This is a genomic window from Solilutibacter silvestris, assembly GCF_002895945.1.
GTDB classification, from domain to species: domain Bacteria; phylum Pseudomonadota; class Gammaproteobacteria; order Xanthomonadales; family Xanthomonadaceae; genus Solilutibacter; species Solilutibacter silvestris.
Genome location: NZ_NPZB01000002.1, coordinates 748,244 through 766,687 on the forward strand (window position 1 = coordinate 748,244; position 18,444 = coordinate 766,687).

The 18,444-nt window shown below is 64.4% G+C and carries 20 protein-coding genes and 1 tRNA gene; 19 read left to right on the forward strand and 2 right to left on the reverse strand.

From position 1 onward, the window contains the following. Positions 1-129: 129 nt before the first annotated feature. The gene (locus Lysil_RS11135; protein WP_425477163.1) at positions 130-1,695 is read left to right on the forward strand and encodes a transglycosylase SLT domain-containing protein; all 1,566 of its coding nucleotides are present in this window, start codon (positions 130-132) and stop codon (positions 1,693-1,695) included. Between the two features lie 12 nt (positions 1,696-1,707). Here Lysil_RS11135 and asd read toward each other — a convergent pair whose 3' ends face one another. Then, positions 1,708-2,550: an archaetidylserine decarboxylase gene (gene asd / locus Lysil_RS11140; RefSeq protein ID WP_103075641.1), complete on the reverse strand. Its 843-nt coding sequence runs from the start codon at positions 2,548-2,550 to the stop codon at positions 1,708-1,710. Next, a complete protein-coding gene (locus Lysil_RS11145; protein WP_103075642.1) occupies positions 2,547-3,185 on the reverse strand; it encodes an SCO family protein in 639 nt (212 codons plus the stop codon). The genes asd and Lysil_RS11145 overlap by 4 nt, the downstream gene beginning before the upstream one ends. Positions 3,186-3,260: 75 nt before the next feature. Between Lysil_RS11145 and prmB the strand changes: the two genes are divergently transcribed. From prmB to nuoE, 18 genes are all read left to right on the forward strand, one after another. After that, entirely contained in the window at positions 3,261-4,187 is a 927-nt protein-coding gene (gene prmB / locus Lysil_RS11150; RefSeq protein ID WP_240600527.1) for a 50S ribosomal protein L3 N(5)-glutamine methyltransferase, read from the forward strand. Further along, positions 4,184-5,263, forward strand: coding sequence for a chorismate synthase (gene aroC / locus Lysil_RS11155; protein WP_103075644.1), 1,080 nt, complete (start codon positions 4,184-4,186; stop codon positions 5,261-5,263). The genes prmB and aroC overlap by 4 nt, the downstream gene beginning before the upstream one ends. 83 nt (positions 5,264-5,346) lie before the next feature. Further along, the gene (locus Lysil_RS11160; RefSeq protein ID WP_240600530.1) at positions 5,347-6,366 is read left to right on the forward strand and encodes an aspartate-semialdehyde dehydrogenase; all 1,020 of its coding nucleotides are present in this window, start codon (positions 5,347-5,349) and stop codon (positions 6,364-6,366) included. A gap of 55 nt (positions 6,367-6,421) precedes the next feature. After that, complete coding sequence (locus Lysil_RS11165; protein ID WP_129588432.1) at positions 6,422-8,158, forward strand: type IV pilus assembly protein FimV; 1,737 nt, start codon at positions 6,422-6,424, stop codon at positions 8,156-8,158. Between the two features lie 17 nt (positions 8,159-8,175). Then, positions 8,176-8,967: a tRNA pseudouridine(38-40) synthase TruA gene (truA, locus tag Lysil_RS11170; RefSeq protein WP_103075647.1), complete on the forward strand. Its 792-nt coding sequence runs from the start codon at positions 8,176-8,178 to the stop codon at positions 8,965-8,967. A gap of 123 nt (positions 8,968-9,090) precedes the next feature. Next, on the forward strand, positions 9,091-9,741 hold the full coding sequence (gene trpF / locus Lysil_RS11175) for a phosphoribosylanthranilate isomerase (RefSeq protein ID WP_103076035.1): 651 nt from the start codon (positions 9,091-9,093) through the stop codon (positions 9,739-9,741). A 43-nt stretch (positions 9,742-9,784) separates the two neighbouring features. Next, entirely contained in the window at positions 9,785-10,150 is a 366-nt protein-coding gene (locus Lysil_RS11180; protein WP_165782475.1) for a DUF3144 domain-containing protein, read from the forward strand. Positions 10,151-10,195: 45 nt separating this feature from the next. Further along, entirely contained in the window at positions 10,196-11,086 is an 891-nt protein-coding gene (gene accD, locus Lysil_RS11185; RefSeq protein ID WP_103075649.1) for an acetyl-CoA carboxylase, carboxyltransferase subunit beta, read from the forward strand. Continuing rightward, a complete protein-coding gene (glmM, locus tag Lysil_RS11190) occupies positions 11,083-12,438 on the forward strand; it encodes a phosphoglucosamine mutase (RefSeq protein WP_103076036.1) in 1,356 nt (451 codons plus the stop codon). The genes accD and glmM overlap by 4 nt, the downstream gene beginning before the upstream one ends. A 25-nt stretch (positions 12,439-12,463) precedes the next feature. Then, positions 12,464-13,417, forward strand: coding sequence for an isopenicillin N synthase family dioxygenase (locus Lysil_RS11195; RefSeq protein ID WP_103075650.1), 954 nt, complete (start codon positions 12,464-12,466; stop codon positions 13,415-13,417). 42 nt (positions 13,418-13,459) lie between these two features. Further along, positions 13,460-14,224: a triose-phosphate isomerase gene (gene tpiA / locus Lysil_RS11200; RefSeq protein WP_103075651.1), complete on the forward strand. Its 765-nt coding sequence runs from the start codon at positions 13,460-13,462 to the stop codon at positions 14,222-14,224. Between the two features lie 17 nt (positions 14,225-14,241). Beyond that, on the forward strand, positions 14,242-14,673 hold the full coding sequence (secG, locus tag Lysil_RS11205; protein ID WP_103075652.1) for a preprotein translocase subunit SecG: 432 nt from the start codon (positions 14,242-14,244) through the stop codon (positions 14,671-14,673). A gap of 51 nt (positions 14,674-14,724) precedes the next feature. After that, positions 14,725-14,809 (forward strand) — tRNA-Leu (locus tag Lysil_RS11210). Positions 14,810-14,897: 88 nt separating this feature from the next. Further along, on the forward strand, positions 14,898-15,254 hold the full coding sequence (locus Lysil_RS11215; RefSeq protein ID WP_103075653.1) for an NADH-quinone oxidoreductase subunit A: 357 nt from the start codon (positions 14,898-14,900) through the stop codon (positions 15,252-15,254). Next, positions 15,245-15,832 carry a NuoB/complex I 20 kDa subunit family protein gene (locus Lysil_RS11220; protein WP_103075654.1) on the forward strand — a complete coding sequence of 196 codons (588 nt, stop codon included), beginning with the start codon at positions 15,245-15,247 and terminating at the stop codon, positions 15,830-15,832. Before Lysil_RS11215 ends, Lysil_RS11220 begins: the two co-directional genes overlap by 10 nt. 16 nt (positions 15,833-15,848) lie before the next feature. Next, a complete protein-coding gene (locus tag Lysil_RS11225) occupies positions 15,849-16,604 on the forward strand; it encodes an NADH-quinone oxidoreductase subunit C (RefSeq protein WP_425477175.1) in 756 nt (251 codons plus the stop codon). Continuing rightward, entirely contained in the window at positions 16,601-17,920 is a 1,320-nt protein-coding gene (locus Lysil_RS11230; RefSeq protein WP_103075656.1) for an NADH-quinone oxidoreductase subunit D, read from the forward strand. Before Lysil_RS11225 ends, Lysil_RS11230 begins: the two co-directional genes overlap by 4 nt. Further along, positions 17,917-18,444 (forward strand): NADH-quinone oxidoreductase subunit NuoE, encoded by a 528-nt coding sequence (nuoE, locus tag Lysil_RS11235; protein ID WP_103075657.1) that lies wholly within the window; start codon positions 17,917-17,919, stop codon positions 18,442-18,444. The genes Lysil_RS11230 and nuoE overlap by 4 nt, the downstream gene beginning before the upstream one ends.

An 18,444-nucleotide genomic window follows, 5' to 3' on the forward strand; every position in this document is an offset into this window, starting at 1 on the left:
GTGATCGCATGAATGCGCAACGAATGCACTTGCCGCTGACTTCCCGCAACCGTTAGGCTTGACGATTCCCTGCAACGACTCCCCAAGGATCAGATGATGGTGCGACCTGCAATGTTGTTGGTGTCCCCCATGTTGGCAATCGCATTGGTGATGAGTCTCGTGACGACCACGGCGGTCGCGGCGGACCGCAAGGACCCGATGGCGGAGTGGAAAGGTCGCATGACGGGGCTGGACACCCGCATCAAGGCCGCGCAATCCGAAGCCGAGCTGCACGAATTGCAAGGGCAGATGGACCAGTTGCTGCAGGCCTGTGCACAGGCGCGCGGTTGCGACATCGCGCAATTGCTGCCGATCTATCGCGCTGCCAGTGCCGCTCGGAGCAACCCGGTTTCGATGAAGGATGACAACGACGACGGCGGCGATGGTCCCGACGAGATGATCGATGTCGCTGGCGACAAGACGCCCCAACAGGCCACCGCAGACGCGTTGCTGGATGAGCGCAATCGCCACTTCCTCGACATGGTGAAGATGAATCCGGCGGTGCAGGCCGGCATCCGGCGCTGGCTCACCGACATGCGGCCGTCGCTGATGGCAAGCTACGAGAATTTCCAGTACCTGAAATCGAGCATGCTCCCGGCCTTCCAGAGCCGCGGTCTGTCGGAGGCATTGCTGTTCGGCATCATCGCCAAGGAATCCAATGGCAAGGTCCATGTCGGCTCGCGCGTCGGTGCGGTCGGGCCATTGCAGTTCATGCCGGCCACCGGCCGGCGTTTCGGGCTGGGACAGGATGGCAGCGGCTTCGACACCCGTTACGATCCGAAAATGTCGTCTGCCGCCGCCGCCGAGTATTTCAGCGAACGTTACGCCGAGCTCAACAACAACATCGAGCTGTCGCTGGCGGCGTACAACGGCGGCGAAGGCCGCGCGCTGCGCGTGTACCAGGCCAGCGGTGGCCGCAGTTTCTGGGATGCCGATGTCTATGCGCAATTCCCGGCGGAAACCCGCGACTACGTGCCGATGGTGATCGCGGCGGCATGGCTGTACCTGCATCCGCGCGAATATGGCGTGCGCTTCCCGCGCGTGTCCGATCGCCCGGCGCAGATCAAGTTGGAGAAGCCGACCAGCTTCAACGAAATGACCATCTGCATGGGCAATGCCCGCGGCACCGATGGCTATCTGCGCGCGTTGCGCAACATGAATCCGCGCTACTCGCCCGACACCTGGCTGTCGGCGGGAACCGTGCTCAATGCGACCACCGCGATGTCGCGGGCGTACAGCTGGAACTGCACCAGCGGGCGCCGCGCCGAACTCGCCCATGAATTGATGACCGCTGATGCGCGTTCCGCGCTGGTGCGCATCGGGCCGCTGGAACCGGGAGCGACCAGCGCTGCATCCGCGCAGATCGAGCAGGCGGGCATTGGTGCGGCCACGCAGGATCCTGCCACCCGCATACAACCGCTGGCCGTGGCTGCGCCGCCGCCGAAAGCGATTGCGAAGCCGGCACCGCGTGTCGAAAAGAAAGAGAAGCCCAAGCGCGTGAAGCAGTATCGCGTGGCGAAGGGCGACACCCTCGGCCGCATCGCCGACAAGCACGATTGCGACCTGAAGGCGCTGGCGAAGGCCAACGGCCTGCACGCGCCGGGTTATGTCGTGAAGCCGGGCAGCAGTATCAAATTGGAAGGCTGCGACAACTAGAACAGGTTCTGATCAGATCAGCGTCGCCAGTCGTTGCCCGAGTTTGACCGGCGATTCCGCCTGCAGGCCGGGGGCGAATTCGGCGACGCCGAGCGGCAGCAACACGATCACGGTCGAGCCGTAGTTGAAGCGCGCCATTTCGGCGAAACGGTCGATGGCGATATCGCGCCCGCGATAATCCTTGCCGCGGATGCCGCCGCCATAGGGTGGAATCTCGACGCCGCCCCAGACCGTTTCCACGCCGGAGACCAGCAGCGCCGCGACCATCACTTGGCACATCGGTCCGAAACTGGTGTCGAAATGGCAGGCGAGGCGTTCGTTGCGGGCGAAGACGCGTGGCACCGACGCCACCGCATCCGGCCCGACCGAGAACAGACGTCCCGGCACGTGCAAGGTGTCGCGCAGGGTTCCGCTCCACGGCATGTGGACGCGATGGTAATCGCGCGGCGAGAGGTAGAGGGTGGCGAACAGGCCGTCGCGATAGGCGGGTGCGGCTTCGGCGTCGCCGAGCAATTCCTCGACCGTGAACGACTGGCCCTTGGCCTGGAAAATGCGGCCATCCTCGATTTTCCCGAGCTGGCTGATGCGGCCATCGGCGGGCATCAGCAGGGCGCGTGGATCGGCATCGGGCGTGCGTGCGCCGGGCCGCAGTGCGCGGGTGAAGAAGGCATTGAAGCTCGGGTAATGGCGCGGATCGGAGTCGGCGGCTTCGCTCATGTCGACGCCGAATTTCGCGATCACGGCGTCGATCAGCTGCTGCTTGATCGCAGGATTGGTCGAATAGGCCAAGCGTCGCGCCAGCGACGACAACAGGCGATGCGGCAACGCGTAGGTGAGTGCGGTCAGCGGGCTCATGGAGGCGTTTGGCTCAGTGCGGTCATGTCGGCAGCAATTGCCCGTGGATCGAAGGGAGGTGTGATCGTGCCGGCCATCCGGACTTGCGGATCGAGCACCACGATCGCGGCCGAGTGGTCGACGCTGTAGGCATTGGCGGGCGCGCCCGCTTCCGGCGCACTGCGCATGAACACCATCGACAGCGAGTGCGCGAATGCTTCCAGTGCTTTCGGATCGGCGGTCGCGGCCAGGGTGTCGGGATTGAAGCCGTGCGCGTAGGTTTCGGCGATCTGCGGCGTATCGCGCCCGGGATCGACGCTGACGAACAGCAGGCGCGGGCGGCTGGCCTCGGGCAGGGTGCGCCATTGCTTCTGGGCAACGGAGAGCTGCGCCAACGTGGTCGGGCAGACGTCCGGGCAGTGGGTGAAGCCGATGAAGACCAGCGTCCAGTGACCGCGCAGGGTCTCCGGCGTCAGCGCGCTGCCATCGCCGCGCTGGAGCGAAAACTGCGGGATCGCACGCGGTTGCGGGAACAGTTGCACCGCGCGGGTCTGCACCTGCGGGGCGGACGGAGCGTGGAAGACCTTGAGTCCGGCGAAGAGGCCGGCGACCGCGAAGGCGAGCACGAGAATGACGGCAAGAGGGCGTTTCGACATCCGACCATGATACCGGCGCGTCCGGCGGCGGGCCTTATACTGGCGCATCGCCTCTCTTTTCCGCAGATTTCCGCCGTGACCGACGCCGCCAGCGAGCTCCACACCATCATCGATTTCATCCGCTATGGCGGCTCGCGCTTCAATGCAGCCGGGCTGACCTTCGGCCACAGCTACGACAACGCGATGGATGAAGCGACCCAGCTCGTTCTCCATGCCTTGCATCTGCCGCATGATCTGTCGCCGGTCTACGGGCAATCGCGTTTGGTCGGCGAGGAAAAGGCACACGTTCTCGAGTTGTTCCGCCGTCGCGTCGACGAACGCATTCCGGCCGCCTATCTCACCGGCGAAGCGTGGTTCGCGGGAATGAGCTTCAAGAGCGATCCGCGCGCGCTGGTGCCGCGTTCGCCGATCGCCGAACTGGTCGAATCCGGTTTCGAGCCGTGGCTGGGTGGACGCGAAGTGCATCGCGCCCTCGACATCTGCACCGGTTCCGGTTGCATCGCCATCGCGATGGCGCATTACAACCCGGACTGGCAGGTCGATGGTGTCGACATCAGCGACGAGGCGTTGACGTTGGCCGAGGAGAACAAGGCGCGCCTGCACGCCGGCAACGTGCGTTTCCTCAAGTCCGACCTGATGAACGCGTTGAAGGGCGAGAAATACGATCTCATCGTCACCAATCCGCCTTACGTCACCCATGCCGAAACCGATGCGCTGCCACCGGAATATGCGCACGAACCGGAACTCGGATTGCGCGCCGGTGACGACGGCCTCGATCTGGCGCTGAAGATCCTCCGTGATGCGCCCGATCATCTCAACGAACACGGCCTGCTGATCTGCGAAGTGGGCGAGGCCGAGCGTGCGCTCGATGCCTTGCTGCCGGAACTGCCGATGGCCTGGGTGGAGTTCAAGGTCGGGCAGATGGGGATTTTCGTGGTTGAACGCGCCGATCTGGTCGCGCACCACGCACGCATCGCCGAACTTGCGGCAACGCGACCATGAACACTTTTGGCCAGTTGTTCCGCGTCACCACTTTCGGCGAATCGCACGGTCCGGCGATCGGCTGCGTGATCGACGGCTGTCCTCCCGGCATCGCCATCGCGCCGGAAGAGTTCGCACACGATCTCTCCCGCCGCGCCACCGGCAAGACCCGTCATACGTCTGCGCGACACGAAGCCGACGAAGTCGAAATCCTCAGTGGCGTCTACCAAGGCTTCACCACCGGAACGCCGATCGCGCTGTTGATCCGCAACACCGACCAGCGCAGCAAGGACTACGCCAATATCGCGCAGCAGTTCCGTCCCGGTCATGCCGACTACACCTACTGGCAGAAATACGGCATCCGCGATCCGCGCGGTGGCGGTCGCAGCAGTGCGCGCGAAACCACCATGCGCGTGGCATCGGGAGTGATCGCCAAGAAATGGCTGGGCGAACGCGGCGTGCAGGTGCGTGGCCATCTCGCGCAAATCGGTGATGTCGTTCCCGTCGCTCACGACTGGTCGGTGGTCGAGGACAATCCGTTTTTCTGGCCGGATGCCGCGCAGGTGACGGAGCTCGAGGTCTACATGGATGCGCTGAGGAAGTCCGGTGATTCGGTCGGCGCGAAAATCGTCGTCGAGGCCGATGGCGTGCCGCCGGGCTGGGGCGAACCGATCTACGGCAAGCTCGATGGCGAGCTCGCCGCGGCGATGATGTCGATCAATGCGGTCAAGGGCGTCGAGATCGGCGACGGCTTCGCCAGCGTTGCGCAGAAGGGCACCCAGCATCGCGATGCCATCGCGTTGGATGGCTTCGCATCGAACCACGCCGGCGGCATTCTCGGCGGCATCAGCACCGGCCAGACCGTGCGCGTCGCGGTGGCGTTCAAGCCGACCTCCAGCCTGCGCCTGCCGGTGGCCAGCGTCGATACCGACGGCAACGCGATCGAAGTGGTGACCACCGGTCGCCATGATCCCTGCGTCGGCATCCGCGCCACGCCGATCTGCGAAGCCATGCTGGCGCTGGTGCTGATCGATCAGGCGCTGCGTCATCGTGCCCAGTGCGGCGATGTCGGGCCGGTGCAGCCGCGCATCGTGTAGACAGGTGTCGATGTCATTTCGTGCTTAGAATGACGATTCCGGCCGCGCCTCTGCGGCCATCCCCCAAGACAAGGCAGAAGGAAGTGAGCAAGCAGTACGTGGTGGCAGTGGTGGGCGCGACTGGCGCCGTGGGCGAAGCGATGCTGTCGGTACTGCATGAACGCAAATTTCCGATGAAAGAAGTGATCGCGCTGGCCAGCGAACGCTCGGCCGGCAGCGAGGTGAAGTTTGGCAACCAAGGCATCGTCGTGCGCGACCTCGCCACCTTCGACCCCAAGGGCGTGGACATTGCGCTGTTCTCCGCGGGTGGATCGGTGTCGAGGGAGTACGCACCGAAGTTCGCCGCCGCCGGCGCGGTGGTGATCGACAACTCCTCGGCCTTCCGCGATGACGTCGACGTGCCGCTGGTGGTGTCGGAAGTGAACCCGCAGGCGCTGAAAAATCGCCCGCGCGGCATCATCGCCAATCCCAACTGTTCGACCATGCAGCTGATGGTGGCGCTGGCGCCGATCCATCGCGCGGTCGGCATCGAGCGCATCAACATCGCCACCTACCAGTCGGTGTCCGGCACTGGCGTCAAGGCGATGGAAGAACTCGGCAAGCAGACCGCCTCGCTGCTCAATTTCCAGGGCGCCGAGGCCACGGTCTATCCGGTGCAGATCGCCTTCAACGTGATCCCGCATGGTGGCGATTTCCTCGACAACGGTTACACCACCGAGGAATGGAAGCTGGTCACCGAGACACGCAAGATCCTCGGTGACGACCGCATCCTGGTGAACGCCACCGTGGTACGCGTACCTGTGTTCTACGGCCATTCCGAAGCGGTGCATCTGGAAACGCGCGAGAAGATCACGCTCGAACGCGCGCGCGAACTGCTGGCCGCGCAGCCGGGCCTGGAACTGGTGGACGAACGGGCGCCGGGCGGTTATCCGACGCCGGTGACGCACGCCTCCGGCAACGATCCGGTCTTCGTCGGCCGCCTGCGCGAAGACGTCTCGCATCCGCGCGGGCTCGACATGTGGGTGGTGTCCGACAATATCCGCAAGGGCGCGGCACTCAATGCCGTTCAGGTCGCCGAACTGGTCATCGCGGAACAGCCTTGAATTGCCAAGCCGGTGGGCCATCGCTAGAGTCCGCGGGATCATGCCGGAGAATGGTTTGAACAAGCGACTGCATTCGCTGGTCCTGTCGTTGCTGCTCGCGGCGGCGACCGGCCCCGCGTTCGGATTGGGTCTGGGGCAGATCCAGGTCAAGTCGCGGATGAACGAACCGCTGGTGGCCGACATCCCGGTCATCACCAGCGATCCATCCGAACTGGCGCAATTGCAGGCCAGGCTGGCGTCGCCGGATACCTTCATCCGGATTGGCCTGCCGTTGCCCGATCGACTGGTCTCCGATCTGCATTTCCAGGTGATCGACGGCGCCGACGGCAAACCGTACATCCATGTCACCAGCAGCACGCCGGTGAGCCAGCCGCTGGTCAATTTCCTGGTCGAAGTGGACTGGGGCGACGGCAAGCTGGTGCGCGAATATTCCGCACTGGTGGCGACGCCCAGCAGTGTCGTCGCGACCGCGCAGCCGACGCTGGAAGCGCCGACCGTCACCGCTGCGCCAGTCAACACCATTGATCGCAGTACGGCGCCATCATCGGCAGGTAACGCGCTCGCCGCGACACCAGCGCCTCCGGCGGTCGTGGCGAAAGCGACACCGAATGTCATGCCGGCCGCGCAACCGTCGCGCGCGCTGGCCGCGGCATCATCCGCTGCGGATTTCGGGCCGGTGCGCCGCGGGCAGACCCTCGGCGCCATCGTCAGTGGCTTGCAGAATGGCGGCCAGGATCGCGATGACGTGATGCAGGCGTTGGTCGCGCTCAATCCCGATGCCTTCATCAATGGCGATCGCAACCGCCTGCGCGCCGGCGCGGTGCTGCGGATGCCGGAGGGCGTGCAGGCGTCCGCAGGTGCCAGCGGCAAAGCCGGCAATGCGGTCGCGCGCAGCGTGGCGCGGGCACAGATCGCCAAGGCGCGCACTGCCGGAAATGCATCGAGTCGTCGCCCGGTCGATGTGGCCAATGCGCCGGTGACCAATACCGCATCAGCGGACAACAAAGACAACGCGGCATCGGCGAAGCGCGTGGCCGATGCCCGTTTGCGCATCGTGCCTGCCGCCAATGGTGATGCCGGATCGGCCGGAACGAAGTCGGGACGCGGATCGTCCGGAGGAAACGGAGACATGCTGCAACAGTTGCAACAGTCGCAGGAAACCATCGCCACCCGCGATGCCGAAATCACCGAGCTGAAATCGCGCGTCGGCGAATTGGAAAAACTCCAGCAGAAGCAGTCGCAGTTGATCGCGATGAAGAGCACCGAGCTCGCCGCCGCCCAGCAGAAGCTTGCGGTGCACCAGGCCACGCCGGCGCCGGCTGCGGGTGGATTCGGCCTGTGGTGGCTGTTGCCGGCGGCGCTGGCGGTGGCTTTGCTCGCGGCATTGTGGCGCTTGTTCGGTCGTCGCCAGGGTCGCGCGGTCACGCGTGGTTTCGCGACGTCGGCGCAGGCCCCGGTGGCTGCCACCAGCACGGCGGATGCCGTGCCTCCTGCTGCGGTGGAAACGCCAGCGCCGGAGGTTGCGGCGCGCGAAGACGGCTTGCCGACATGGGCGCGCGGCGATGCCTGGTTGCCGGAGACCGCGGCGAGCCACACGCAAGCGCACACGACGACCGCGCCGGATTTTCCGGATGCCGTGACGGCGGTGATGGACAGTCGCCTGCAGTTGGCCCGCACCTACATCGGACTCGGTGATGTCGCGACCGCGCGCGCCCTGCTGCAGGACGTGCAGCAGGAAGGCGACGCTGCAGCGCGCGCGCAGGCGATCACGCTGCTCGACAGCTTGCGCTGACGGGACAGGTCCCAACGATGCCCAGATATGCGCTCGGCGTCGAATATGACGGCAGCGCTTTCCACGGCTGGCAACGCGTGGAAGCCGGTGTTCGCAACGTGCAGGAAACGCTGGAGACCGCACTGTCGTCGGTGGCCGATCACCAGGTCCGCGTGGTCTGTGCCGGCCGCACCGATGCCGGCGTCCATGCGCGTTGCCAAGTGGTGCATTTCGACAGCGATGCCGTGCGCGACGCCCGCGCATGGACGTTGGGCACCACTTCGCGCCTGCCTGCGGATGTCGGGGTGTTGTGGTGCCGGGAAGTCCCGGACACGTTCAGTGCCCGCTTCTCGGCGCTGTCACGCCGCTATCGCTACCGCATCCTCAATCGCCAGGTCCGGCCTGCGTTCGAGCGCCAGTATCTGACCTGGGAATTGCGACCGCTGGATCATTCGCGCATGCACGCCGCCGCGCAATTCCTGGTGGGCGAGCACGACTTCGAAGCGTTCCGCAGCGCGCAATGCCAGGCCACGCACGCGCGCCGCCACCTCCATTCGATTTCAGTGGAGCGCCATGGCGATGAAGTGGTGATGGACATTCAGGCGAACGCCTTTCTCCATCACATGGTGCGCAATATCGTCGGTTCGTTGCTGCCGGTGGGGCGTGGCGAGCGTCCGGTCGAATGGATTGCCGAATTGCTGGCGGGCCGGGATCGCACGCTGGCCGGTCCGACCGCGCCAGCCCAAGGATTGCTGTTTGTCGGTCCGCAATACCCGGGGGAATGGACCCTGCCGACAGAGAATACGTTTACACCGCGAGAGCCTGAATGATTCATTGAGTGGTAGTTTGTGCCAGCGTCCACAAACACTGCAAAAACCGGTACTTGCGTGTGGATTGGCCTTCACAGGCAATCGATATCCTGCAGTCCTCCTGCTTCGTCTTGACGTTACGTGCTGAAGGATCAGTTTTCGCGGACCCGCATCCGTTTCGATGGGTTCACTCGCCCTGGCGATGTCAGGTTGGCCAGTGAATTGGGCGTCGATGCCATCGGTTTTGAATTTGCCCAGGGTGCCCGCCGCCAGATTCGCGTGGAGGATGCGCGATTCATGCGCCATGCCTTGGCGCCGCTGGTGTCGGGCGTCGCGATCCTGCGCGACAACAGCGTCGATGAGGTGCGCGAAGTCGTGCGCCAGTTGCGGCCTGCGTTGCTCGAATTCCGTGGCGATGAAGACGATGTGCGCATGCGCTCGTTCGGCGTTCCCTATGCGCGGGCATTGCGGCGCGAAGAGTGGGCGATGATGAACGCAGGCAGCTTGCAGACGCGCTATCCGAATGCGTCGATGTTCGTGCTGTATGCGGACGAGACGGAAGAACCCCCGGCACTGGAAGCGGAGTGGTCGTGGTTGCCGGAAGGCCTGGCCAGGCCGCTGATGTTGGCTGGCGGTATCGCCCCTGGCAACGTGTCGGCAATCATCGGGACGCTCGGGCCCTGGGGCGTGTCCGCCCTTGAAGGCATCGAAGTGGCGCCGGGACGAGTGGATGGCGATCGCATGAACAGCTTCCTGCGCGAATCCCGGGATGCCGATTGCCGCAAGGGCCGCTAATTGGTCGATAATTGCGGGTCCGATCCATCTGCAAGCATCCAGCATGACCGACTCCAATCCGCAGGCTCCCCAATCCGGCCAACAGCCGGCCGGCCAACAGATCGACCCCGAATTCTTCGCCTGCAGCAATACCTACCTGGACATCGCCAACCAGCAGGCGCGCCAGCAGGGCATGCGTCGCGTCAGTGGCGCCATCCTCTTCGCTGCGGCACGTTACAACGTGCACGCCTATCTTGGCTTCGAAACCGATATCCGCGGCACCAAGGATGAATTCCTCAACCACATGACCGATCTGTACCGGAGCATGCTGGAGGATCACCTGATGGGCATCGCCAATGAGCGCGGCATTGCGCTGGATGCGCCTGCGGACCAGCCTGCCGCCGCAAACGACACCATGCCGCCGGTCTGAACCCGGCTGGTCTAGACTGTCCAGTCCTTCCCGACAGCGGTTCCCATGTCCTGGTTGACGCGACTCACGCCTGGCCGCATTCGTACCGATGCGGATGCCGAACCCCGCAAACGCAGTGTCCCCGAAGGACTCTGGGAAAAGTGCGACGAATGCGGTGCGGTGCTGTACGCCCGCGAACTGCAGGAGAACCTGCAGGTTTGCCCGAAGTGCGGGCACCACATGCCGATCCGGGCGCGGGTGCGCCTGGCGGCGTTCATGGATCCGAGCGCCCGCGAACTTGGCGTCGGCCTCGGTCCGGTGGACGTGCTCAAGTTCAAGGACCAGAAGAAATACGCCGACCGCATCAAGGCCGCGCAGAAATCGACCGGCGAGCGTGATGCGCTGATTACAGTTTCCGGCTCGCTCAAGGGCGAACCGCTGGTCGCCAGTGCCTTCGATTTCGCCTTCATGGGCGGCTCGATGGGCTCGGTGGTCGGCGAGCGTTTCGCCCTCGGTGCGGAAGAAGCACTGAAGCGCGGCTGCCCTTACGTGTGTTTCTCGGCAAGCGGCGGTGCGCGCATGCAGGAAAGCCTGTTCTCGCTGATGCAGATGGCCAAGACCTCGGCGGCACTGGGTCGCTTGCGCGATGCCGGCTTCCCGTACATCTCGGTGCTGACGCATCCGACCACCGGTGGCGTCTCGGCTTCGTTCGCGATGCTGGGCGATATCAACATCGCCGAACCGAAGGCGTTGATCGGTTTTGCCGGGCCGCGCGTGATCGAACAAACCGTGCGCGAGACATTGCCGGAAGGTTTCCAGCGTTCGGAATTCCTGCTGGAACACGGCGCCATCGACCAGATCTGCGACCGCCGCGAATTGCGCGACCGCATCGCCGACCTGTGCGCGATGATGATGCGCCAGCCGAGACCGCGCGAGGACTCGGAGCTGGTGGCGTGAGCCGCAAATACTTCGGCACCGATGGCATCCGCGGCCGCGTCGGCAGCGCGACCATCTCCGCCGATTTCGTCCTGCGTCTCGGCAACGCCTATGGCCATGCCTTGCGCGAACGCGCGCAGGCCGAAGGCGTGTGGCGCAAGCCCATGGTGGTGATCGGCAAGGACACCCGCATCTCCAACTACATGTTCGAGGCTGCGCTCGAAGCCGGGCTGGTCGCGGCGGGCGTGGATGTGGAGCTGGTCGGCCCGATGCCGACGCCGGCGGTGTCGCATCTCACGCGTTCGCTGCGCGCCGACGGCGGCATCGTGATTTCGGCGTCGCACAATCCGCATTACGACAACGGCATCAAGTTCTTCTCGGCGGCCGGCGAAAAGCTCGACGACAAGACCGAGGAAGCCATCGAGGCCGCGCTCGATACACCATTTTCCACGGTGGAATCGGAACAGCTTGGCCGTGCCGTGCGCACCCGCGATGCCGTCGGTCGCTACGTCGAAGCGTGCAAGTCGGCGGTGCCCAAGGGCTTCGATCTCGGCGGCATGCGCCTGGTGGTCGATTGCGCCAATGGTGCCAACTACCAGATCGGGCCGCTGGTGCTGCGTGAACTCGGCGCGCGCGTCGAGGCCATCGGCGACCAGCCCAACGGCACCAATATCAATGCCGGTGTCGGTTCCACCCATCCGCAGGCACTGTCGGCGCGCGTGGTGGAAACCGGCGCCGATCTCGGCATCGCCTTCGATGGCGACGGCGATCGCGTGATGCTGGTCGACGGCGCCGGCAATGTCTGCGACGGCGACGATCTGATCTACGTTCTCGCCCGCGATTGGAAGACCAGCGGTCGCCTGCGCGGACCGGTGATCGGCACGCTGATGAGCAACTACGGGCTGGAACAGGCGCTGGCGGCTGCCGGCATCGATTTCCGCCGGGCAAATGTCGGCGATCGCTACGTCCACCGCATGCTGATCGAAAACGATGGCGTGCTCGGCGGCGAAGCCTCGGGCCACATCCTGTGCCTGGATCGCAGCACCACTGGTGACGGCATCGTCGCCGCGTTGCAGGTGCTGGAAGTGATGAAGCGCACCGGCAAGTCGCTGGCGGAATTGCTCGCCGGCTTCCAGCGCGTGGCGCAAAAGACCCGCAACGTGCGTTGCACCGACGCCAGGCGCGCCGTTGCCGATCCCGGCGTGGTTGCCGCGCTGGAACAAGCGCAGGCCAACATCAAGGGCCGCGGGCGGGCCTTCCTGCGTCCCTCCGGCACCGAACCGGTGGTGCGCGTGACCGTGGAAGCCGCCGATCCCGCGCTGGTCGAATCCACCCTCGATGTCCTCGCGCGTGCGGTCGAAGCCGCCGTCTGAGTCGAAAGAATCCGGAGTTGTTGCAATGATCAGTGCCATTCCCACCCTCGACATCCGTCGCTTCACCCATCCATCCAGCGCCGAGGATCGCCAGGCCTTCGTCGACGAGCTGGGCGCGGCTTATCGCGAGTGGGGTTTCGCCGGCATTCGCAACCACGGCATCCCGCAAGCGCTGATCGACGGCAGTTACGACGTGTTCCAGCGCTTCTTCGCGTTGCCGGAAGACACCAAGAAGCAGTATCACGTGGCTGGCGGCGGCGGTGCGCGCGGCTACACGGCGTTTGGCGTGGAAACCGCGAAGGGTGCGAAGTATTCCGATCTCAAGGAGTTCTGGCACATCGGTCGCGAGATTCCGCGTGATTCCAAGTACGCCGATGACATGCCGGCAAATCTGTGGCCCGCCGAAGTCGAGGGTTTCCGCGAACAGGGCTATGCGCTGTACCGCGCACTCGACGATCTCGGCGCGCAGGTGCTGCGTGCGCTGGCCTTGCACATCGACCTGCCGGAAGACTATTTCGCCGACAAGACCGATTCCGGCAATTCGATCCTGCGTCCGATCCACTATCCGCCGATCACCGCCGACGACATCCCCAATGTGCGCGCCGGCGCGCACGAGGACATCAACCTGATCACCCTGCTGGTCGGTGCCAGCGCGGCCGGGTTGGAAGTGTTGTCGAAGAAAGGCGAGTGGGTGGCGTTCACCTCGGATGCCGACACGATCGTCGTCAACATCGGCGACATGCTGCAGCGCCTGACCAACCACGTCTATCCGTCGACGACGCATCGCGTGGTCAATCCGCCGGGCGAAGCGGCGCGCAAGCCGCGTTATTCCACGCCGTTCTTCCTGCATCCGAATCCGGATTTCCTGATCGACGTGTTGCCGTCCTGCGTCACCGCGGGCAACCCGAAGCGTTATCCGCAACCGATCACCGCGCAGGGCTATCTGGAAGAACGGTTGCGCGAGATCAAGCTGAAGTAACTCGCTGGAATAACAAGCTGAAATAAACAGGGGGAGCAGCACATGCGTCGCAAGATCGTTGCAGGCAACTGGAAATTGAACGGTGATCGCGCTTTTGGCGAAGCGCTGGTCGATGCCTTGAAGGATGGCGCCGCACTGGCGCAGGCACGCGTCGACTGCATCGTCTTCCCGGCGATGCCTTACGTACCCGGATTGGTCGCGCATTGCGCCGGTGGGGCGATCGCGGTGGGCGCGCAGGACGTCAGCGAACACGCCAAGGGGGCCTATACCGGCGAAGTCTCGGCACCGATGTTGCACGATGTCGGTGCGACCCACGTGCTGGTCGGGCATTCCGAACGCCGCGAATACCACGACGAGGGCAGTGCATTGGTGGCGCGCAAGTTCATGGCCGCGCATGCCGCCGGGCTGGTGCCGGTGCTGTGCGTGGGCGAGCGGCTGGAGGAACGCGAGGCCGGCACCACCGAGGCGGTAATCGCCGCCCAGCTGGCGCCGCTGCTGGCGCTGGAAGGCGGGCTGCAGGCGCTGGCGGCTGGCATGGTCGCCTACGAGCCGGTGTGGGCGATCGGCACCGGGCGCACCGCCACGCCGGAACAGGCGCAGGCGGTACACGCATTCATCCGTGGCCGGGTGGCGCGCGAGGATGCTAGAATCGCCGGCTCGTTGCCGATTCTTTACGGCGGCAGCGTGAAGTCCGACAACGCCGCGGCGCTGTTTTCGCAGCCCGATGTCGATGGCGGACTGGTGGGTGGCGCTTCGCTCGTCGCCCGCGATTTCCTCGACATCATCACGGCGGCTGCGGCTGCCTGAACGTTCCACGGACTGCCATGCTCCCGTTGATTCTCAATGTTGTGTACGTCGTCGTCGCGGTTGCGATGGTTGTGTTGATCCTGCTCCAGCAGGGCAAGGGCGCGCAGGCCGGTTCCGGCTTCGGCTCCGGTGCGTCGGGCACGGTGTTCGGCGCGCGCGGCGCAGCCAACTTCCTGTCCAAGACCACACGCTGGCTGGCGACTGCCTTTTTCGGCATCACCCTGTTGATGGCGTGGCTGTTCGTGCACGGCAACCAGAAACAGGTCGCGGCGAGCAACACCAGCAGCATCATGGCGTCGCAACAGGCGGCTCCGGCCACCAAGACCGCGCCGACAGCGGGCATCCCGCAGGCCCCGGCATCGACGGTGCCGCAGGCGCCCGCGCAGAATGCGCCGCAGGCTCCGGCAAATGCGCCGAACAGTGCACCGGGCGGTTCGCAAAAGCACTGATCCGATTTACAATCTCTTGATGGCATGTGGAGACGCATGCCGAACCAGATTGCCCAGGTGGCGGAATTGGTAGACGCACTACCTTGAGGTGGTAGCGGCTTAGGTCGTGGGGGTTCGAGTCCCCCCTTGGGCACCAACAGCGCATGCGGATCGTCATCCGCATGCCATCACGCCGGACAGGAGTCCGGTTCAGCGGGTCCGGATGGCCCCACAGGAAGACCGAAGTGCTGGCCGAATACCTGCCGACCTTGCTGTTCCTCCTGGTTGCCATCGGCATCGGCGTCGCGCTGATCGTGATCGGCAACCTGATCGGACCGAAGAAACCCAGCGCCGAGAAACTCGCGCCCTACGAGTGCGGCTTCCTGCCCTTCGAGGATGCGCGGCTCAAGTTCGACGTCCGCTATTACCTGCTGGCCATCCTGTTCATCGTCTTCGACCTGGAAATCGCCTTCGTGTTTCCGTGGGCGCTGGTGTTCCGCGAGCTTGGCCCGTTCGGCCTGGTCGAAATGGGCATCTTCCTGTTGTTGCTGGTGCTCGGTTTTGCTTACGTCTGGAAGAAGGGAGCACTGGAATGGGAGTAAGCCACACTCCGTTCTTCAATCCGATCCCCGAGGGTCGGCTGGACGATCTGCTGCGCCCCGAGGGCGACAACCCGGTGATGCAGCAGGGCTTCGTCACCACCAGCATGGATTCGCTGTGGAACTGGGCGCGCACCGGCTCGATGTGGCCGATGACCTTCGGTCTCGCCTGCTGCGCGGTGGAGATGATGCATGCCGGCGCCGCGCGCATCGACATGGATCGCTTCGGCGTGGTGTTCCGACCGTCGCCGCGCCAGTCCGACGTGATGATCGTGGCCGGCACGCTGGTCAACAAGATGGCGCCGGCGCTGCGCAAGGTCTACGACCAGATGCCCGATCCCAAGTGGGTGATCTCGATGGGCAGCTGCGCCAATGGCGGCGGCTATTACCACTATTCGTATTCCGTGGTGCGTGGTTGCGATCGCATCGTGCCGGTCGATGTCTACGTGCCGGGTTGCCCGCCGACCGCGGAAGCGCTGGCCTACGGCATCCTGCAATTGCAGAAGAAGATCCGCCGCACCACCGTCTTCGGCGATCGCGACAAGGCACTCGCGGACGCCCGTTCGCCCATGGTGGTCTGACATGAGTGCGACGCAAATGACCACCGGCCAGTTCGCCGATGCGCTGCGTGCGCGCTTTCCCGCAGCGCAGGTGACTGTCGCCGGGCGCCATCGCGAAGTCACGCTGGAAGTGGCTCCCGCCGATTGGCTGGCCGCTGCGCGCGCATTGCGCGATGAATTCGGCTTCGAACAATGCATCGACGTTTGTGGCGTCGATTACCTTGGTTACGGCAGCGACGAGTGGGACACCGATGTGTCCAACGAAGGTTTCAGCCGTGGCGTCGAGGGCAGGGGGCCGGGCCGCTTCAAATGGGGCGAACAGCCGTTGCGGCAGACGCCGCAGCCGCAGGGCCAGGCGCCTGAAATCGAGGTTCCCGGACGTCGCTTCGCCGCGGTCGCGCACCTGCTGTCGATCCGCAACAACCGTCGCGTGCGCCTGCGCGCGTTCTGCGCTGACGACGCCTTGCCGGTGGTCGATTCGCTGATGTCGGTGTGGGCGGGCACGGACTGGTTCGAGCGCGAGGCCTTCGACATGTTCGGCATCATCTTCGAAGGGCATCCGGACCTGCGCCGCATCCTCACCGATTACGGTTTCGTCGGCCACCCGTTCCGCAAGGACTTCCCGTTGATCGGCAATGTCGAAGTGCGTTATGACGCCGAGAAGCAGCGCGTGATCTACGAACCGGTGACCTCGGTCGAGCCGCGCGTCGGCGTGCCACGCGTGATCCGTGACGATTCGCGCCTCGCGACTGCGAAGGGCGAAGCCGGCGATGTTGCAGGAAAAGTGAAATGACGGCCGAATCGATCCAGTCGCCGGCGGCGACCTCCGCATTGGCGAGCAATCCCGCCGAATCCCGGCCGGAAATCAGAAACTACACGATGAACTTCGGCCCGCAGCATCCGGCCGCGCATGGCGTGTTGCGTCTGATCCTGGAAATGGATGGCGAAACCGTGCAGCGCGCCGATCCGCATATCGGCCTGTTGCATCGTGGCACCGAGAAACTCACCGAATCGAAGCCGTACAACCAGTCGATCGGCTACATGGATCGCCTCGACTACGTGTCGATGATGTGCAACGAACACGCCTACGTGCTGGCGATCGAGAACCTGCTCGACATCACTCCGCCGGAACGCGCGTTGTGGATCCGCACGATGTTCGACGAGATCACGCGCATCCTCAACCACCTGATGTGGCTGGGTTCGAACGCGCTCGACCTCGGCGCGATGGCGGTGTTCCTCTACGCCTTCCGCGAACGCGAAGAACTGATGGACGTGTACGAGGCGGTGAGTGGCGCGCGCATGCACGCGGCCTATTACCGCCCGGGCGGCGTTTATCGCGACCTGCCGGGCACCATGCCGAAGTACCGCGAATCGAAGTGGCGCAAGGGCGGTAAGCTCAAGCGTTTCAACGAGGCGCGCGAAGGTTCCGTACTCGATTACCTGGAAGATTTCGCCAAAAATTTCCCGGCGCGCATCGACGAATACGAAACCCTGCTCACCGACAACCGCATCTGGAAACAGCGCACCGTCGATGTCGGCGTCGTGACGCCCGAACAGGCGCTGGCCTGGGGCATGACCGGCCCGATGCTGCGCGGTTCCGGCTTCGAATGGGATCTGCGCAAGAAGCAGCCGTATGCCAAGTACGCGGAAGTCGATTTCGACATTCCGGTCACGCACAACGGCGACTGCTACGACCGCTACCTGATCCGTGTCGCCGAGATGCGCCAGTCCAATCGCATCATCAAGCAATGCGTGAAGTGGCTGAAAGCCAACCCCGGCCCGGTGATGCTCGACAACCACAAGGTGTCGCCGCCGTCGCGCGAGGAAATGAAGGACGACATGGAAGCGATGATCCATCACTTCAAGTTGTTCTCGGAAGGCTATTCGGTGCCGGTCGGGGAAAGCTACGCCGCGGTCGAAGCGCCGAAGGGCGAATTCGGCGTGTACCTGGTGTCCGATGGCGCCAACAAGCCGTATCGCTGCAAGTTGCGCGCGCCCGGGTTCGCACATCTGTCATCGATGGACGCGATCGTCCGCGGTTACATGCTGGCCGACGTGGTGGCGATGATTGGTACGTATGACGTGGTGTTCGGAGAGATCGATCGATGAAAGTGACCGGCAATTTCGAGAATGCTCGCAATGTCGATCCGATGCTGGTGTTGGGCGACGAAACGCGCGCGCACATCGATCACTGGTTGACCAAGTTTCCCGCGGACCGCAAGCGCTCCGCGGTGCTGCAGGGCTTGTACGCCGCGCAGGAACAGAACGGCGGCTTCCTCACCGACGAACTGATCGCCGCGGTCGCCAAATACCTCGGGCTGCCGCCGGTGTGGGCGTACGAAGTCGCGAGTTTCTACTCGATGTACGAAACACAGCCGGTCGGTCGCAACAACGTCGCCTTCTGCACCAATATCAGCTGCTGGTTGAATGGCGCCGAAGACCTGGTCGCGCACGCGGAGAAGAAACTGGGCTGCAAGCTCGGCGAAACCAGCGCCGACGGCCGCGTCTACCTGAAGCGCGAAGAAGAATGCGTCGCCGCTTGTTGCGGTGCGCCGGTGGTCGTGATCAACGGCCATTACCACGAGAAGCTCGACGCCGCCAAGGTCGACGCGCTGCTGGACGGATTGAAGTGA

Coding starts and splice junctions, on each gene's coding strand:
- nuoE (WP_103075657.1), top strand. CDS start 17,917: ATGAAAGTGACCGGCAATTTCGAGAATGCTCGCAATGTCGATCCGATG.
- Lysil_RS11135 (WP_425477163.1), top strand. CDS start 130: ATGTTGGCAATCGCATTGGTGATGAGTCTCGTGACGACCACGGCGGTC.
- Lysil_RS11225 (WP_425477175.1), top strand. CDS start 15,849: ATGACCACCGGCCAGTTCGCCGATGCGCTGCGTGCGCGCTTTCCCGCA.
- aroC (WP_103075644.1), top strand. CDS start 4,184: ATGAACACTTTTGGCCAGTTGTTCCGCGTCACCACTTTCGGCGAATCG.
- tpiA (WP_103075651.1), top strand. CDS start 13,460: ATGCGTCGCAAGATCGTTGCAGGCAACTGGAAATTGAACGGTGATCGC.
- truA (WP_103075647.1), top strand. CDS start 8,176: ATGCCCAGATATGCGCTCGGCGTCGAATATGACGGCAGCGCTTTCCAC.
- secG (WP_103075652.1), top strand. CDS start 14,242: ATGCTCCCGTTGATTCTCAATGTTGTGTACGTCGTCGTCGCGGTTGCG.
- Lysil_RS11180 (WP_165782475.1), top strand. CDS start 9,785: ATGACCGACTCCAATCCGCAGGCTCCCCAATCCGGCCAACAGCCGGCC.
- asd (WP_103075641.1), bottom strand. CDS start 2,550: ATGAGCCCGCTGACCGCACTCACCTACGCGTTGCCGCATCGCCTGTTG.
- Lysil_RS11195 (WP_103075650.1), top strand. CDS start 12,464: ATGATCAGTGCCATTCCCACCCTCGACATCCGTCGCTTCACCCATCCA.
- accD (WP_103075649.1), top strand. CDS start 10,196: ATGTCCTGGTTGACGCGACTCACGCCTGGCCGCATTCGTACCGATGCG.
- Lysil_RS11220 (WP_103075654.1), top strand. CDS start 15,245: ATGGGAGTAAGCCACACTCCGTTCTTCAATCCGATCCCCGAGGGTCGG.
- Lysil_RS11145 (WP_103075642.1), bottom strand. CDS start 3,185: ATGTCGAAACGCCCTCTTGCCGTCATTCTCGTGCTCGCCTTCGCGGTC.
- Lysil_RS11230 (WP_103075656.1), top strand. CDS start 16,601: ATGACGGCCGAATCGATCCAGTCGCCGGCGGCGACCTCCGCATTGGCG.